Below are 15,347 nucleotides of genomic sequence, written 5' to 3' on the forward strand. Positions count from 1 at the left end.
TCCATCCTGGCTCGATTCGCCGGGCCGGTGTGAGTGCTAGGAATTGCATATGCCGCAAGAATCCTCGCAGTCCTCGCAGTTGTCCCAGTCGCCGGCGCGCCCCCATCGGGTCGTCGTCATCGTGGACGAGAACTCCAATCCCTTCGAACTCGGTTGCGCGACCGAGGTTTTCGGCCTGCGCAGACCCGAGATCGGCCGCGAGCTCTACGACTTCAGGCTCTGCTCGCCGCAGCCGCGCACCCTGATGCGGGACGGGTTCTTCACCCTCACCGGAGTCGCCGGCCTGGAGGCGGCCGACTCGGCGGACACCCTGATCGTCCCCAATCGGCCCGACACCGAGGTGCCTCGCCGCCCGGCCGTGCTCGACGCCGTCCGGCGGGCCCACGCGCGGGGCGCGCGCCTGGTGGGCTTCTGCAGCGGCGCCTTCACGCTGGCCGAGGCGGGCGTGCTGGACGGGCGCCGGGCCACCGCGCACTGGCAGTGGGCCGACGCCTTCCAGGCCCGGTTCCCCGCCGTGCGGCTCGAATCCGACGTGCTGTTCGTGGACGACGGCGACATCCTCACCGCCGCCGGGAGCGCGGCCGCACTCGACCTCGGGCTCTACCTGGTCCGCCGCGACCACGGCGCGGAGGTCGCCAACGCGGTGAGCCGCCGGCTGGTCTTCGCCGCCCATCGGGACGGCGGGCAGCGGCAGTTCGTGGAGCGGCCGGCACCCGAGCCGGTGGACGAGTCACTGGCGCCGGTACTGGCCTGGGCCGAGGAGCGGTTGGACGCACCGCTCACGGTGTCCGACCTCGCGGCGCGGGCCAGGGTCAGCCCGGCGACGCTGCATCGTCGCTTCCGCGCCCAGCTGGGCACCACGCCGCTGGCCTGGCTCACGGGGCAACGCGTCGCCCTGGCCTGCCGGTTGATCGAGCGTGGCGAGTCGCGTTTCGAGGTGGTCGCCCGCCTCAGCGGCCTCGGCACGGCCGCCAACCTGCGCGCGCTGATCCGTCGCGAGACCGGGCTCAGCCCCTTGGCGTACCGGCGCCGCTTCGGTCCGGGGGCGGGGTAAGCCGCGGTGCGGGGTGCTGCCGGTACGCACTGCGGACGCGGGGATGCCAGACTGTCGCTTACACAGAGCGATCACGGGCGATCACAGCAGAGAACAGCAGAGAGACGGGTTACCACAGGTGAGTGCACGGTTTGAGGAGCTCGACTGGCGCCAGACGCCGATGGGTGAGCTCGCGCTCCGCCGGCGGTGGTACCCGAGTGTGGGCCGTGACGTCTACGAGATCAAGCTGAACGACGAGTTCCTGATGTCCAGCCTGTTCACGGCCGCGGAGCTGGAGCTGGGACGCCTGGCCATCGCCGAGCTCACGGGGACCGAAACAGGCGCGGGCCGCAAGCTCGACGTGGTGGTGGGCGGTCTCGGCCTCGGGTGCACCGCGCAGGCCGTGCTGGGGAGCCCGGAGGTGGGCTCGCTGATCGTCGTCGACGCGCTCAGCGAGGTGATCGAGTGGCACCAGCGCGACCTGATCCCCTCCGGGCTCGCCGCGGACCCCAGGTGCCGACTGGTCCACGGCGACTTCTTCGCCACACTGGCCTCCCCGGTGGGCCTGGACCCACTGCATCCCGACCGGCGCTTCGACGCGATCATCGTCGATATCGACCACTCACCACGCCACTGGCTGCACCCCAGCCACGCGGCGTTCTACCAGCCCGAGGGCCTGCGGCGGCTGGGCGACCGGCTGCGACCCGGCGGCGTGTTCGCGTACTGGTCGAACGACCCGCCCGAGGAGGAGTTCACCGCGGCGCTCGGCCGGGTGCTCACCGACGTGCGCGCCGAGGTGATCACCTTCGACAACCCGCTCCAGGAGCGCACCGCGACCAACACCGTCTACCTGGGTCGCAATCCCGCGTAGCGCAGGGGTTAGTGCGAGCTGCGGCGGGTGTGGGTCAGGCTGAGGAGGACGGCTAGGGCGAGTGCGGCGACCACGGCGCTGAAGACCTCGCCCGCCGGGCGCAGGCTGGTGGCGCGGATCAGCACTCCGACGCCGATCGCCGGCAGCGCGAGCATGGTGTAGAGGATCGCGAAGAAGGTCGAGACGGCCTCGCCGCGCTGCTGCGGGGCGGCGCCGGTGGTGATGGTGGTGAGGCCGTCGGCCATCGCGATGCCGCTGGCCAGGCCGTTGACCGCCGCGCCGAGGATCAGCGGCGCCAGCGTGGTGGTGGCCATTGCGGTGGCGATCAGCGCGGCGCCGACCACCAGGCCCAGGCAGGCGGTGGGCAGGGCGCGCCCGGGCGGGATGGCCCGGCTCAGTGGCTGGCCCAGGGCGGTGCAGGCGAAGGCGGTGGCGACCACCAGGCCGGTGAGCGAGTGGCTGTGCAGGTGCAGTTCGCCGCTCAGGAAGAGGCCGGTGACGGCGGTCAGCACGCCGAGCACGGCGAAGCCGGCGCCGGTGGCCATCGCCGCCCGCAGGAAGGCCGGACGGATCTCGGCCGGGATGCGCAGGGCCTGGACCCGGAAGACGAATCCCGGGCGCTCGGCGCTGCTCTCGGAGGTGGCGGCGACCGCGATCAGGCTGAGGGCGGAGAGGATCAGCAGGACGACCCACGGCGTGCGCAGCGGCGCCGGCGCCAGGTCGGCCAGGATGCCGGCCAGCAGGGTGCCGCCGGCCAGGCCGCCCATGTTGGCCGTCAGCGCGGCGGCTGCCGGGCGGATCCGGCCGCCGGGTGGGATGAGCTCGGTGAGTGCGGCGGTGGCGGCTCCGGTGACCAGGGCGGCGGCGAATCCCGACAGCACGCGGCCGACCAGCATCACCGCGAGGTTCTGGGTGAGCAGCAGGACGGTGGCGGCGCACATCGCCGTCAGCGTCGCGCCGATCAGGACGGGACGGCGGCCGATCTGGTCGGAGAGCCGGCCGAGGAGCAGCAGACCGACCACCACGCCGATGGCGTAGACGGCGAAGACCACCGTGACGGTGAACGGCGAGAACCCGAAGGCCTGCCCGTAGATCGGGTACAGCGGCGTCGGCGCGGTCGTGCCGGCCATCGTGGTCCAGAAGGCGAAGGCCACGGCGGCCGCCGACCACCGGGCGCCGCGCGCACGCCGGGGGTCGGCTGCCTGGGTGGTCGGTGCGTCGGCGGGGTTCGTCATGGGCTGCCTGCCTCGGCTGCGGGCTCGACGGGATCGCAGCATCCCTTCCACGGTAGGCCGTCGCTCGGGGTTAATCGCCGAAGGTCGCCAGGGTGGCGAGCAGGACCGGCCAGGCGGCGCTGAGGGGGTCGATCAGCGCGAAGTGCCCCGCGCCCGCCACTCGCTCCAGGCGGGTGGCGGGGTGCGCCGCGAGGTAGGAGTCGGCGAGCTTGGGGGGTACCACCTCGTCCTCGCTGCCGTGCACGATCACCACCGGCACGGACGGGGTGTCCAGCCGCACCGGATCGAGGTCGGGCCGCTCCTCGGCCGGGCCGCCCAGGAAGTCGGCCACCGCGCCGTTGTCCAGCCGCAGCTGGTCGGCGAGCGCCAGGTCCGCCACCGGGGCGAGGGCGATGACGCCCGCCAGCGCGGGAGTCGGCGCCGCCGCTGCGGACCACAGCGCCAGGTGGCCGCCCGCGGAGTGGCCGAGCAGCACCACCGACCCGTTATGCGGAGTCAGCAGGGCGGGCAGTGCGGCCAGGGCGGCGGCGACGTCGGCCGTCATCAGGTCGGGCTGCCCGGGGCAGCGGCGGTACTCGACCGAGAGCACCGTCCAGCCCGCGTCGCGCAGTGCGCCAGCCATCGGCCGTGCGTGCGTACGGTCGTAGTCGGGACGCCAGAAGCCACCGTGCACCAGCACGGCGAGCGGGCGGTGCGCCGCGCGCCCGTCCCCGGGCCAGGCGTCCGCGACCTGGTCGGCCGCAGGCCCGTAGCGCAGGGTCAGGTCGGGAGCGGGGGCGGGGCGGGTCAGAACCGAGCGGTCCTCCATGGTGCGTCGTCCTCTCCGTTCAGGCCTGCGTCAGGCCTGCGTCAGGCCTTGCGTCAGGCCTTCCCGAGGTAGCGCAGGGCGTTGTGCGAGAGCAGCTTGTCGCGCTGCTTCTCGGTCAGGAAGGCTGCCTCGTGGACCACTTGACCCACCGGGCGCTCGCCCAGCGGATAGGGGTAGTCGCTGCCGAGCAGCACCTGGTCCTCTCCGAGGGTGTCCACCAGCAGGCGCAGCGCGGCCGGCTCGAAGACCACCGAGTCGACGAAGAAGCGGTCGGTGTAGTGGCTGGGCGGATGCTCGGAACTGCCGCGCACCAGGTTGCCGCGCCGGTGCCAGGCGTTGTCGGCGCGTCCGAGCCAGAACGGGAAGCTGCCCCCGCCGTGCGCGAAGCAGAGCCGCAGGGTGGGCGGCACCCGGTCGAAGACGCCGCCGAGGATCATCGCCAGCACCGACAGGTGGGTCTCGGCGGGCATGCCGGTGAGCCAGCGCGCCATCCAGCGGTCAAGGCGGGGCCCGCCCGCCATGTCCCAGGGGTGGACGAAGACCGGCGCGCCCACCTCGGCGCAGTGCTGCAGGAAGCTGGTGATGCCCGCGTCGTCCAGATCGCGGTCACCGACGTGGTTGCCGATCTCCACGCCGACGTGCCCGGCGGCCAGGCAGCGGTCCAGCTCGGCGCACGCGGCGTCCGGGTCCTGCAACGGCACCTGGCAGAACGGGATCAGCCGCTCGCCGCCGGCTGCGGTGAGCTCCAGAGTCAGGTCGTTGAAGATCCGGGCGACCCTGACCGCTTGCTCGGCCGGCCGGTCGTAGCTGAAGAACACCGGTGTGGGGGAGACGACTTGGAGGTCGACGCCGTCCTCGTCCATATCGGCAAGACGGACGGCCGGGTCCCAGCACTGGGCGCCGACCGGGCGGAACTCGCTCTCGCCGACCATGATCATGGCCTGCCGCTCGGACTCGATCCGCAGCCACGGCCAGTCCGTGCCGCCGCAGGCCGCGGACAGCTCGGGCCAGCCCTTGGGCACCAGATGGGTGTGGACGTCGACGACGGGACCGTTCATCGGCCCTTGCCCGGGTGCAGTGCGCCGCAACTGCCGCAGGTGCGCGCCTTGTTGTCCTCGTAGAAGGCATGGAAGACCGGCGGGAGGTCGGCGACGATGTCGCGTACCTGGAGTTCCACCGAGTGCACCAGGGCGCTGCACTCCAGGCAGTACCACTGGAAGCGCTCCAACGTGCCTTCGGTGCGCACCCGTTCGATGACCACACCGATCGACCCGGGGTCGGGCCGCTGCGGCGAGTGCGGCAACTCGCCTGGCAGCACCCACATCTGGCCCTCGCGGATGTGCACCGTGCGCGGGCCGTCGGTCGTCATGACGTCGACGTGCATGTCGCCCTTGACCTGGTAGAAGAACTCCTCGTACGGGTCGACGTGGAAGTCGGTGCGCTGGTTGGGGCCGCCGACCACCTGGACGATGAAGTCGGCTCCGGTGGGGAACATCTGACGGTTGTTCACCGGGGGCTTGAGCAGGTGCTGGTTTTCCTCGATCCAGCCGGGAAAATCCACTGGGTCGGTGATCTCGCTCATCGTTCTCAGCCTTCCTGGGCGGGAGTGCGGGTCGCAGCCGGCAGCGCGGCGACCGCCTGGATCTCGATCAGCAGGTGGGGATGGGGGAGTTGGTGGACGGCCACGGTGGTGCGGGTGGGGCCGGTCTCGTCGAAGTACTCGGCGTACACCTCGTTGTAGCCGCCGAAGTCGTTCATGCTGACCAGGTAGCCGGTGACCTGGACCAGGTCGCGGAGGTCGGCGCCGACCTCGCGCAGCAGGTCGCGGATGTTCTCGATGACCGCGCGGGTCTGCACCCGGATGTCCAACTCGGTGGTGCCCAGCGGGTCGACCCGGGCGCCCGCGATCGTGTTGTCCGCGCGGCGGCTGCTCGTCCCCGAGACGTAGACCAGCCCGCCGGCCACCTTGACGTGCGGGAAGCGCCCGCGCGGGGTCGCCTTGCCCGCCACCACCCTCGCCTCAGCCATGTCCGGCTCCCCGGCCCGACGAGCGCAGTGAGGCGGTGCCCAACCCCTCCACCATGGCGCGCACATGGGCGCCGGGCGGCAGCGGCACGGCGGCGGTGGCGGCTCCGGCGAGCAGCACCCAGCCCTCGCGCAGCTGCACGCCCTGGCGCCCGGCGAGCCGCACCGCCTCGTCGAAGGCCCGGCGCGGATCGCCCAGGATCGCGGCGGTCGAGCCGGTCTGCACCACCCGTCCGTCGACCTCCAGCAGCACCCCGAGGTTGGCCAGCCCGGCCGGTGGCGGCTGCCACGGCCCGATCACGTAGCCGGCCGCCGAGGTGTTGTCGGCGATCACGTCCGGCAGCGAGAATCGGAAGTCGGCGTATCGGGAGTCGATCAACTCCACTGCGGGCGCCACCGCTTCGACCACGGACGCGAAGTCGTCGCCCGGCCGCACGTCGCGCCCGATCAGGAAGGCGACCTCGGGCTCCACCCTCGGGTGGATGAAGCCCCCGACCTCGACCGAGCCCCCGTCGGGGATCCGCATCGCGTCCGTGAGCCGGCCCCAGATCACCTCCGCCACGCCCATCTGGGCCATCTTGGCGCGGCTGGTGAGGCCCATCTTCAGGCCCACCAGACGCTCGCCGCGCTCCAGCCGGCGCTCCACCAGTGCGCTCTGCACGGCGTAGGCCTCGTCGCTGCCCGCGCCGGCCGCCGCGACGACCTGCGGGACGGCTTCGGCGCGCCGCGCCGCGTCGTCGAGCAGCGCCGCCAGGCGGTCCACCTCGTCCTGCCGCAAGCCCATCTCAGGTTCCTTCCGGTGCCGGTGCCGGTGCCGGTGCCGCTGCCGCTGCCGGTGACGATGCTGCTGCTGCCGCGCCCGCGGCTTCGCGGGCCAGGTCGAGCGCCACGTCGACGATCATGTCCTCCTGGCCGCCGACCATCCGGCGCCGCCCGAGCTCGACCAGGATCGAGCGGACGTCGACCCCGTGCTTGGCCGAGGCCCGCTCGGCGTGCCGCAGGAAGCTGGAGTACACCCCGGCGTAGCCGAGCGAGAGCGTCTCCCGATCGACCTGCACCGGGCGGTCCTGCAGCGGCCGCACCAGGTCGTCGGCCGCATCCATCAACGCGTAGACGTCGCAGCCGTGTTGCCAGCCCGTCAGCTCGGCGACCGCCGCGAACACCTCCAGCGGCGCGTTGCCGGCGCCCGCGCCCTGGCCCGCCAGTGAGGCGTCCACCCGGATGGCGCCGTGCTCGACGGCGGTGACGCTGTTGGCGACGCCCAGTGACAGGTTGTGGTGCGCGTGGATCCCGATCTGCGTCTGCGGCTCCAGCAACTGCCGGTAGGCGTCGACCCGTTCGGCCGTGTCGCGCATGGTCAGCCGGCCGCCCGAGTCGGTGACGTACACGCAGTGCGCGCCGTAGGACTCCATCAGCTTGGCCTGCGCCGCGAGCGCGGCCGGCTCGCTCATATGCGACATCATCAGGAACCCGGCGACGTCCATGCCGTTCTCCCGGGCCCAGCCGATGTGCTGGGCGGAGATGTCGGCCTCGGTGCAGTGGGTGGCGATCCGCACGCTGGTGACGCCGAGGTCGCGGGCGGCGCGCAGGTCCGCGATGGTGCCGATCCCGGGCAGCAGCAGGGTGGTCAGCCGGGCCCGGGTGAGCACCTCGGCCGCCGCCGCGATCCAGTCCCGGTCGCTGGCCGCGCCATGGCCGTAGTTGACGCTGGAGCCCGCCAGGCCGTCGCCGTGCGCGACCTCGATCGCGTCCACGCCCGCCGCGTCGAGCGCCGCGGCGATCTCGCGGACCTGGCCGGTGGTGTAGCGGTGGGCGATGGCGTGCATGCCGTCGCGCAGGGTCACGTCCTGGATGTACAGCCGGTCCATCACGCCTCCTTCCGTACCGCGCCGAGGGTGACCATCCGCTCGGCGGTGCGCAGCGCCGCGGAGGTCATGATGTCGAGGTTTCCGGCGTAGCTGGGCAGGTAGTGCCCGGCGCCGGAGACCTGAAGGAAGACCGAGACCTGAAGACCGCTGAACTCCCGCCCCAGCGAAGGGACATAGGTGTCCACCCGGTCGAACTGCACCTCCTGCTTGAGCAGGTAGCCGGGCACGTACTCCTGCACGGCGGCCACCATCCGCGCCACCGAGGCGGCGATCGCGGCGCGGTCCGCGCCGGCGTCCGGGCACAGGCAGTAGACGGTGTCGCGCATCAGCAGTGGCGGCTCCGCCGGGTTGAGCACGATGATCGCCTTGCCGCGCGCGGCGCCGCCGACGACCTCGATCGCACGGGAGGTGGTCTCGGTGAACTCGTCGATATTGGCCCGGGTGCCGGGCCCGGCCGAGCGCGAGGCGATCGAGGCGACGATCTCGCCGTACGCCACCGGCGTCACCTGACCCACGGCCGCGACGATCGGCACGGTGGCCTGCCCGCCGCAGGTGACCAGGTTGACGTTGCGCTCCGCGAGGTGCTGGTCGAGATTGACCGGCGGCACCACGTACGGGCCGATCGCGGCCGGGGTCAGGTCGACGACCAGCCGGCCGTGCTCGTGCAGCACCGCGTCGTTGTGGTGGTGCGCGGCAGCCGAGGTGGCGTCGAAGACCAGCCGCACATCCGCGAACTCCGGCATCTTCACCAGCCCTTCGACCCCCTCGGCGGTGGTGGCCACCCCGAGCCGGGCCGCCCGCGCCAGGCCGTCGGAGCCCGGGTCGATGCCGGCCATCGCCAGCATCCGCAGCGAGGGCGACAGTTGCCGCACCTTGATCATCAGATCGGTGCCGATATTGCCCGAACCGATCACCGCCACACCGGTCTTCACCGTCGCATCGGTATCGACCGTCGCATCGCTATCGACCGCCACGCCGCTCTCCATGGCCACACCGGTCTTCATGCCGCCTCCCGCTCCGTGAAGCCGACCCGGACCGAGCCCAGGCCGGAGATCCGTGCCTCGTACACCGCACCCGGGGTGACCGGCACCATCGGGCCGAGCGCCCCTGACAGCACCACGTCGCCGGCCCGCAGCGGCTGCCCGGACTGCGCCAGGCGCCCGGCCAGCCAGGCCACCGCGTGCAGCGGATTGCCCAGGCAGGCGGCGCCCGCGCCGACCGAGACCGGCTCACCCGCCTGCTCCAGCACCATCCCGCACAGCCGCAGGTCCACCTCCGCGAGCGCGCGCGGCGAGGTGCCCAGCACGAACAGCCCGCTGGACCCGTTGTCGGCGACCGTGTCGACGATGCCGATGTCCCAGTCGGCCACCCGCGAGTCGACGATCTCGATCGCCGGCAGCAGGTAGCGCGTCGCACCGATCACGTCGGCGACCGTCGCCTGCTCGTACGGCAGATCCGCGCCGAGCACGAACGCGACCTCCGCCTCCACCCGGGGCTGGATCAGCCGGGCGAGGTCGACCTCGGCGCCGTCGGGCACGGCCATGTCGGCGAACAGGACGCCGAAGTCCGGCTGGAAGACGCCAAAGGCCTGCTGCACCGCCGGTGAGGTCAGGCCGACCTTTGCTCCGACCGGCCGCCGGCCCTGCGCCGTCCACTCCTCCACCTGCGCCCGCTGCACCGCGTACGCCGCCTCGACGTCGTCCTCGGGCAGCGTGCTGCCGCGCAGCGGTGGGCAGGGGAGCTTGCTGCGGTAGGCGCCGGACAGCATCCGGGCCGCCTGCTGCACCGCGTTGGCCATCACAACTCCAAGCAGACGTTGGTCAGTTCGGTGTAGAAGTCGAGCGAGTGGGTGCCGCCCTCGCGGCCCACCCCGGAGGCCTTCATGCCGCCGAACGGGGTGCGCAGGTCGCGCAGGAACCAGGTGTTGACCCAGACCAGGCCCACGTCCAGCGCCGCGCCCGAGCGGTGGGCGCGGCCGACGTCCCTGGTCCACACCGCGGCCGCGAGGCCGTAGGCGCTGTCGTTGGCGAGCGCGAACGCCTCGTCCTCGTCGTCGAACGGCGCGACATGGCAGACCGGGCCGAAGATCTCCTCGCGGTTGGTGCGCGCGTCGGGGCCCAGGCCCGTCAGGACGGTGGGCTGCACATACCAGCCGCCGTCCCGCGCGTCGCCGAACTCGGGTACGCCGCCGCCGGTTACGACGGTGGCGCCCTCCGCCCGGGCCAGGTCGTAGTGGCCCAGCACCTTCTTGCGGTGCTGCTCGGAGATCAACGGCGTGTTGGCGGTCGCTTCGTCGGCCGGCCAGCCGAAGGCCAGTTCCGCCGCCCGCCGGGCGAGGCGCTCGGTGAACTCCTCGAAGACCGGGCGCTGCACATAGAGCCGCTCGGTGCACAGGCAGACCTGACCGCCGTTGGTGAACGAGGAGCGCACCGAACCCTCGACGGCCGCGTCCAGATCGGCGTCCGCGAAGACCAACCCGGCGTTCTTGCCGCCCAGTTCGAAGGAGACGGCCTTGACGCCGTCCGCGGCGGCCTTGGCGATGGCGCTGCCGGTAGAGGACTCGCCGGTGAAGGTGATGGCGTCGACCCCGGGGTGCCGGGTGAGGAACTCGCCGGCCGAGTCGGGTCCGAAACCGTGCACCAGGTTGAACACGCCGTCCGGCACCCCGGCCGCGGCCATCACCTCGGCGAGCAGGGTCGCCGAGGACGGCGTCTCCTCCGAGGGCTTGACCACCACGGTGTTGCCGCAGGCCAGCGCCGGGGCGACCTTCCAAGTCAGCAGCAGCAGCGGGAGGTTCCACGGCACGATCACCGCCACCACGCCAACGGGCTTGCGCAGCGCGTAGTTGAGCGCCCGACCGCCGCCCGCGGTCGCGGTGGTGAAGGACTCCGTCGGGGTGGTGACCGCGATGTCCGCGAAGGCACGGAAGTTGGCGGCCCCGCGCGGCACGTCCAGCGTGCGGGCCTGGCTGATCGACTTGCCGGTGTCGCCGATCTCGGCCGCCACGACGTCCTCGAAGCGGCGCTCCAGCTCGTCGGAGACCCGGCGCAGCACCGCCGCCCGCTCCTGGTCGCTCATCCGACCCCACGGTCCGCGCAGCGCCGCCCGGGCCGCGCCGACCGCGGCGTCCACGGTGGCGGCGTCGGCCTCGACGACCTCGAAGAGCGTCTCACCAGTCACCGGGCTGGACTTCTGGAAGGTCGGCGTGGAGCCGGTGAACTCGCCGTCCACGTAGTTGCGCAGCAGTCGGGGCGGGCTCTGCGACCGCCCGGCCAGCAGCCCCGGATGCCACAGTTCGCTCTTCACGCGTTCCTCCCGATCAGGTACAGGCCGCCGGCCACCACTCCCACCAGCACGGCGGCCGCGCCGCCGAGCAGACGCTGCTGACGCCGCACGCGCCGGCGCACCTGGGCGTACGGCACGGTGCTGAACGACACCAGCTCGTAGCGCGAGACGTAGCGGCCGGGCAGCGCCCGTTCCAGCGCGTGTTCCACGCTCTTGACGTACCGGAAGGTCCGCGAGCCGACCTTGTCGCGCATCTCCACGAAGTTGGCGAGCGCCATCTCGGCGATCGCGTCGGCGTTCGCCTTGCGCCGCTGCTCGAACAGCGCCAGCGCGCTCGGCCAGTCGCCGCCTGTGTCGGTCAGGCAGCGGTCCAGCTCGACCACGTCCTCGAACCCGCAGTTGGCGCCCTGGCCGTAGAAGGGCACGATCGCGTGCGCGGCGTCGCCGACCAGCGCGACCCGCCCGTGGGCCTGCCAGGGCGCGCAGCGGACGGTGCCGAGCCGGCCGACCGGGTTGTGCCGGTAGTCGTCCAGCAGGTCCGGCGCGAGCGCCAGCACGTCCGGGTACTGGGCGCGGAAGTGGTCCTCGACGGCGGCCGGGGTGGTCAGCGCCGCGAAGCTGGACGAGCCGTTGTTCGGCCAGAACATCGTGCAGGTGAACGACCGGTCCGGGTTGGGCAGGGCGATCATCATCGAGCTGCCGCGCGGCCAGATGTGCAGCGCGCCGGGGTCGAGGGCGAACTCACCGTCCACCGCCGGGACGGTCAACTCCTTGTAGCCGTAGTCCAGGAAGTCCACGCGCTCCGTGGTGTCGCGGCGGGCGACCAGGTGCTCGCGCACCACGGAGCCGGCGCCGTCCGCGCCCAGCACGATCGCGGCGCTCACCCGCACCTCGCCCTCGGGCGCCGCGTACGTCATCGTGCCGGTGCGCGGGTCCAGGCCGGTCAGCTGGTGGCGGAAGAGCACCCGCACGCCGGGGGCCGCCTCGGCCGCGTCGAGCAGCGCGTTGTTGAGCGCGCCGCGGCTGATCGAGTTGATGGCGCGCTCGCCGTCGTGGCTGTACTGCTGGTAGTCCAGCGGGCCGCTCACCGGGTGGATCATCCGACCGCGCATCGGCAGCGCGTCGGCCATCACCCGCTTCTCCAGGTCGATCCGGCGCAGCGCGTCCAGCCCGCGCTCGGACAGCGCCAGGTTGATGGAGCGGCCGCGCTCGGCGGTGCTGGTGCGCGGGTCCGGGCGGCGCTCGTACACGTCCACGCGGTAGCCGCGGCGCGCCAGGTAGCAGGCGAGCAGGCAGCCGACCAGGCCCGCGCCGACCACGGCGACGGTCTCGTCGGCTTCGGTGGCTTCGGTGTGCGGTGCTTGGGTGTGCTGGTGCGTCATCCGGTCACCGCCACGGCCTGGGCCAGGGCGTCGGCGGCGCGCCAGCAGTCATGGAACGTCGAGTAGAGCGGGGTGGGAGCCAGCCGGACGATGTCCGGCTCGCGCGCGTCGGTGATCACGCCGTGCTCGTGGCGCAGTCGGCGGGCCAGCTCCGCCGCGCTGCCGTGGCCGATCCGCAGCGAGAGCTGGCAGCCGCGGCGCTCCGGGTCGCGCGGGGTGACCACGCTCAGCGGACGGGTCGCGGTGAGCTCGTCGAGCAGCCCCTCCAGGTAGCCGGTCAGCCGCAGGCTGCGCTCGCGCAGCGCGGGCATGCCCACCTTGTCGAACAGCTCCAGCGAGGTGCGCACCGGACCCATCGCCAGGATCGGCGGGTTGGAGACCTGCCAGGCGTCGGCGCTGGCGGGCGGCCGGCTCACCGGGTCCATCCGGAACCGGGTCTGCGGCTCGGTGCTCCACCAGCCCTCCAGGCGCTGCACGGAGGGGTCGGCGAGATGCCGCTCGTGGACGAAGGCGGCGGCGACCGCACCCGGACCGGAGTTGAGGTACTTGTAGGAGCACCAGGCGGCGAAGTCCATGCCCCAGTCGTGCAGTTGGAGCGGGACATTGCCGACGGCGTGCGCCAGGTCCCAGCCGACCAGCGCGCCGGCCGCCTGCCCGGCTGCGGTGATCGCGGGGATGTCCAGCAGCTCGCCGGTCAGGTAGTTGACGCCGCCCAGCAGCAGCAGGGCGACGGTGTGGCCCTCGCGGGCCAGGAACTCCACGACGTCCTCGGTGCGCAGCACGTCCTCACCGGCCCGGGGCCGCAGCCGCAGCACGTCCTGGTCCGGGTCGAGACCGTGCAGACGCGCCTGGCTGCGCACCGCGTAGCTGTCGGAGGGGAACGCGCTGTCCTCGATCACCAGGCGGCGGCGCTCGCCGCTCGGGCGGTAGAAGGAGACCATCAGCAGGTGCAGGTTGACCGTCAGGGAGTTCATCACGACGGTCTCGGCCGGGAGGGCGCCGACCAGGCGCGCGGCCGGCCCGGTGAGCAGCTCGTGGTACGGCAGCCAGGGCCGACCGGCCTCCAAGTGGCCCTCCACGCCCAGGCGTTGCCAGTCGGCCAGATCCTGCAGCAACTCCTCGCGGGTGGCCTTGGGTTGCAGGCCGAGGGAGTTTCCGGCGAGGTAGGCGGCCTCGGCGTAGCGTCCGCCGTCGGCGGGCGGTAGGTGGAACAGGTCCCGGTGGCCCGGGTCGGCCGCGTCGAGGGCGCGGGCGGTCTGCTCGGGGGTGCTCACAGCTGTCTCCCTTCACCGTGGGGTGGCGGACGTCATCGTGGGTGCCGTAGGCGTCACATCAGGGTTCGGGCGGACCAGAGCTCGGGGAAGACCTCGCGCGCCATGCTCTTCTGCAGCCAGGCCAGGCCACTGGAGCCGCCGCTGCCGGGCTTGGCGCCCATCGTACGGCGCACCGTGTTGAGATGCCGGTAGCGCCACTGACCGAACTGCTCGGCCACCTCGGCCAACGCCTCACCCAGCAGGCGCAGGTGGTTGTCCGGACCGCTGTCGCGGTAGACCTCCACCCAGGCCGCCTCGACCGTGTCGTCGCTCGCCCGATCGGCGGAGAAGTCGCGGGAGAGCAGCTCCGGCGCGATGGCGTGGCCGCGCCGGGCGAGCAGCGCGATGACGTCGTCCCAGACACTGGGGGAGTTCAGCGTTTCGGCCAACTCGGCGTAGACGTCGGGCTGCTGCTTGAACGGCCGGATCAGTGAGGCGGTCTTCAGGTCGAGCAGGAACTCCAGGTGCCGGTACATCGCGGACTGGAACCCGGAGCCCTCGCCGAGCAGGTTGCGGAACCGGTTGAAGTCGGCCGGGGTCATCCACCGCAGGGTCTGCCAGCTGGCGTTGAGCCCCTCCAGGTGGAGGGCCGCGCGGCGCAGCGGCAGCAGCGAACCCCACACGTCGTCGTCCCGCAGCCGCTGCTGCACCTCGCGCAGCTCGAACCGGGTGAGCCCGAAGTAGAGTTCCATCACCTGACTGATCACCAGGAAGGACATCTCGCCGGAGTCGTCGCTCACCGGGTACTGCAGACGGTGCAGTTCCTCGGTGCGGACATAGGCGTCGTACGGGACCCGGTCGTGGAACTCCAGGGTCGGGGCCCCACCGGTGGCCAGTGCGCGATCGGCGCGCTCCTGGGCGGTCGCCGGTCTCAGCACCGCTGTCTGCGTGCTCTCTTCCATGGGTCTGACCCTTCTCTGGCAGGCCCGTTCATGATGGCGCCGGAGGCCGGGTTGGTGGAATAGTGAATCCACGGCGATGCAGCGCCGCTGCGGTGAGTTCGCGACGGAATCGCCATGATCACTTGTGGAAAGGAAGGTCCGCCGTGGACGACATGGACTGGGCGATCCTGCGGGAGCTCCAGAGCGACGCGCGGCTCTCCTACAGCGAGCTCTCGCGTCGGGTCCACCTCTCACCGCCCGCCGTCACCGAGCGGGTGCGCAGGCTGGAGGAGTCGGGCGTGATCACCGGCTACCACGCGCATGTGGAGTCGGCGCGGGCCGGCTGGTCGGTGCCCGCCTTCATCCGGATGACCTGCTACGGCCCGACCTGCCTGCTGCGGGACGCCGAGGTGATGAACTGGCCCGGCATCCGCGAGATCCACCGGGTCACCGGCGACGCGTGCAGCATCCTCAAGGTGGAGGCCGAGTCGATGGAGGCGTTCGAGGCCCTGATCGACCGACTCGCCTCCTACGGGCAGCCGTCCAGCACCATGGTGCTCTCCACCCAGCTGGACTGGCGCTCGGTCACGGCCGCGGGGCTGCCCTCGGACTGAGCCCGCGCCCGGTCCCGGTCCCGGCTATCGAC

General features: G+C 72.4%; 16 protein-coding genes. 3 read left to right on the forward strand and 13 right to left on the reverse strand.

Going from position 1 to position 15,347, the window contains the following annotated elements:
• Nucleotides 1-49: 49 nt before the first annotated feature.
• On the forward strand, nt 50-1,054 hold the full coding sequence (locus P3T34_RS36875; RefSeq protein ID WP_280670749.1) for a helix-turn-helix domain-containing protein: 1,005 nt from the start codon (nt 50-52) through the stop codon (nt 1,052-1,054).
• A gap of 118 nt (nt 1,055-1,172) precedes the next feature.
• Complete coding sequence (locus P3T34_RS36880) at nt 1,173-1,904, forward strand: spermidine synthase (protein WP_280670750.1); 732 nt, start codon at nt 1,173-1,175, stop codon at nt 1,902-1,904.
• An 8-nt stretch (nt 1,905-1,912) separates the two neighbouring features.
• On the opposite strand, the gene P3T34_RS36885 is transcribed toward P3T34_RS36880, so the two are convergent.
• From P3T34_RS36885 to P3T34_RS36945, 13 genes are all read right to left on the reverse strand, one after another.
• Entirely contained in the window at nt 1,913-3,139 is a 1,227-nt protein-coding gene (locus P3T34_RS36885; RefSeq protein WP_280670751.1) for an MFS transporter, read from the reverse strand.
• A gap of 70 nt (nt 3,140-3,209) precedes the next feature.
• On the reverse strand, nt 3,210-3,947 hold the full coding sequence (locus P3T34_RS36890) for an alpha/beta hydrolase (RefSeq protein WP_280670752.1): 738 nt from the start codon (nt 3,945-3,947) through the stop codon (nt 3,210-3,212).
• 53 nt (nt 3,948-4,000) lie between these two features.
• Entirely contained in the window at nt 4,001-5,005 is a 1,005-nt protein-coding gene (locus tag P3T34_RS36895) for an amidohydrolase family protein (protein WP_280670753.1), read from the reverse strand.
• Nucleotides 5,002-5,529 carry a 3-hydroxyanthranilate 3,4-dioxygenase gene (locus P3T34_RS36900; protein ID WP_280670754.1) on the reverse strand — a complete coding sequence of 176 codons (528 nt, stop codon included), beginning with the start codon at nt 5,527-5,529 and terminating at the stop codon, nt 5,002-5,004. Before P3T34_RS36900 ends, P3T34_RS36895 begins: the two co-directional genes overlap by 4 nt.
• A 5-nt stretch (nt 5,530-5,534) precedes the next feature.
• Nucleotides 5,535-5,975 (reverse strand): RidA family protein, encoded by a 441-nt coding sequence (locus tag P3T34_RS36905; RefSeq protein WP_280670755.1) that lies wholly within the window; start codon nt 5,973-5,975, stop codon nt 5,535-5,537.
• Nucleotides 5,968-6,756, reverse strand: a complete 789-nt coding sequence (locus P3T34_RS36910; RefSeq protein ID WP_280670756.1) for a fumarylacetoacetate hydrolase family protein — start codon at nt 6,754-6,756, stop codon at nt 5,968-5,970. The genes P3T34_RS36905 and P3T34_RS36910 overlap by 8 nt, the downstream gene beginning before the upstream one ends.
• A 1-nt stretch (nt 6,757) precedes the next feature.
• Nucleotides 6,758-7,840, reverse strand: a complete 1,083-nt coding sequence (gene dmpG / locus P3T34_RS36915; RefSeq protein WP_280670757.1) for a 4-hydroxy-2-oxovalerate aldolase — start codon at nt 7,838-7,840, stop codon at nt 6,758-6,760.
• On the reverse strand, nt 7,840-8,721 hold the full coding sequence (locus P3T34_RS36920; protein WP_280672627.1) for an acetaldehyde dehydrogenase (acetylating): 882 nt from the start codon (nt 8,719-8,721) through the stop codon (nt 7,840-7,842). The genes dmpG and P3T34_RS36920 overlap by 1 nt, the downstream gene beginning before the upstream one ends.
• Nucleotides 8,722-8,840: 119 nt before the next feature.
• Entirely contained in the window at nt 8,841-9,638 is a 798-nt protein-coding gene (locus P3T34_RS36925) for a fumarylacetoacetate hydrolase family protein (protein WP_280670758.1), read from the reverse strand.
• The gene (locus P3T34_RS36930) at nt 9,638-11,146 is read right to left on the reverse strand and encodes a 2-hydroxymuconic semialdehyde dehydrogenase (protein WP_280670759.1); all 1,509 of its coding nucleotides are present in this window, start codon (nt 11,144-11,146) and stop codon (nt 9,638-9,640) included. The genes P3T34_RS36925 and P3T34_RS36930 overlap by 1 nt, the downstream gene beginning before the upstream one ends.
• Entirely contained in the window at nt 11,143-12,507 is a 1,365-nt protein-coding gene (locus P3T34_RS36935) for an NAD(P)/FAD-dependent oxidoreductase (RefSeq protein WP_280670760.1), read from the reverse strand. Before P3T34_RS36935 ends, P3T34_RS36930 begins: the two co-directional genes overlap by 4 nt.
• Nucleotides 12,504-13,781, reverse strand: coding sequence for a kynureninase (gene kynU / locus P3T34_RS36940; protein WP_280670761.1), 1,278 nt, complete (start codon nt 13,779-13,781; stop codon nt 12,504-12,506). Before kynU ends, P3T34_RS36935 begins: the two co-directional genes overlap by 4 nt.
• 53 nt (nt 13,782-13,834) lie before the next feature.
• The gene (locus tag P3T34_RS36945; RefSeq protein ID WP_280670762.1) at nt 13,835-14,722 is read right to left on the reverse strand and encodes a tryptophan 2,3-dioxygenase family protein; all 888 of its coding nucleotides are present in this window, start codon (nt 14,720-14,722) and stop codon (nt 13,835-13,837) included.
• Between the two features lie 152 nt (nt 14,723-14,874).
• Between P3T34_RS36945 and P3T34_RS36950 the strand changes: the two genes are divergently transcribed.
• Nucleotides 14,875-15,315: an Lrp/AsnC family transcriptional regulator gene (locus tag P3T34_RS36950; RefSeq protein WP_280672629.1), complete on the forward strand. Its 441-nt coding sequence runs from the start codon at nt 14,875-14,877 to the stop codon at nt 15,313-15,315.
• The last annotated feature ends 32 nt before the right edge of the window (nt 15,316-15,347 follow it).

It is taken from the genome of Kitasatospora sp. MAP12-44 (assembly GCF_029892095.1).
GTDB lineage: Bacteria > Actinomycetota > Actinomycetes > Streptomycetales > Streptomycetaceae > Kitasatospora.

Coding starts and splice junctions, on each gene's coding strand:
- P3T34_RS36910 (WP_280670756.1), bottom strand. CDS start 6,756: ATGGGCTTGCGGCAGGACGAGGTGGACCGCCTGGCGGCGCTGCTCGAC.
- P3T34_RS36905 (WP_280670755.1), bottom strand. CDS start 5,975: ATGGCTGAGGCGAGGGTGGTGGCGGGCAAGGCGACCCCGCGCGGGCGC.
- P3T34_RS36875 (WP_280670749.1), top strand. CDS start 50: ATGCCGCAAGAATCCTCGCAGTCCTCGCAGTTGTCCCAGTCGCCGGCG.
- P3T34_RS36895 (WP_280670753.1), bottom strand. CDS start 5,005: ATGAACGGTCCCGTCGTCGACGTCCACACCCATCTGGTGCCCAAGGGC.
- dmpG (WP_280670757.1), bottom strand. CDS start 7,840: ATGGACCGGCTGTACATCCAGGACGTGACCCTGCGCGACGGCATGCAC.
- P3T34_RS36885 (WP_280670751.1), bottom strand. CDS start 3,139: ATGACGAACCCCGCCGACGCACCGACCACCCAGGCAGCCGACCCCCGG.
- P3T34_RS36920 (WP_280672627.1), bottom strand. CDS start 8,721: ATGATCAAGGTGCGGCAACTGTCGCCCTCGCTGCGGATGCTGGCGATG.
- P3T34_RS36935 (WP_280670760.1), bottom strand. CDS start 12,507: ATGACGCACCAGCACACCCAAGCACCGCACACCGAAGCCACCGAAGCC.
- P3T34_RS36900 (WP_280670754.1), bottom strand. CDS start 5,529: ATGAGCGAGATCACCGACCCAGTGGATTTTCCCGGCTGGATCGAGGAA.
- P3T34_RS36925 (WP_280670758.1), bottom strand. CDS start 9,638: ATGGCCAACGCGGTGCAGCAGGCGGCCCGGATGCTGTCCGGCGCCTAC.
- P3T34_RS36945 (WP_280670762.1), bottom strand. CDS start 14,722: ATGGAAGAGAGCACGCAGACAGCGGTGCTGAGACCGGCGACCGCCCAG.
- P3T34_RS36950 (WP_280672629.1), top strand. CDS start 14,875: ATGGACTGGGCGATCCTGCGGGAGCTCCAGAGCGACGCGCGGCTCTCC.
- P3T34_RS36890 (WP_280670752.1), bottom strand. CDS start 3,947: ATGGAGGACCGCTCGGTTCTGACCCGCCCCGCCCCCGCTCCCGACCTG.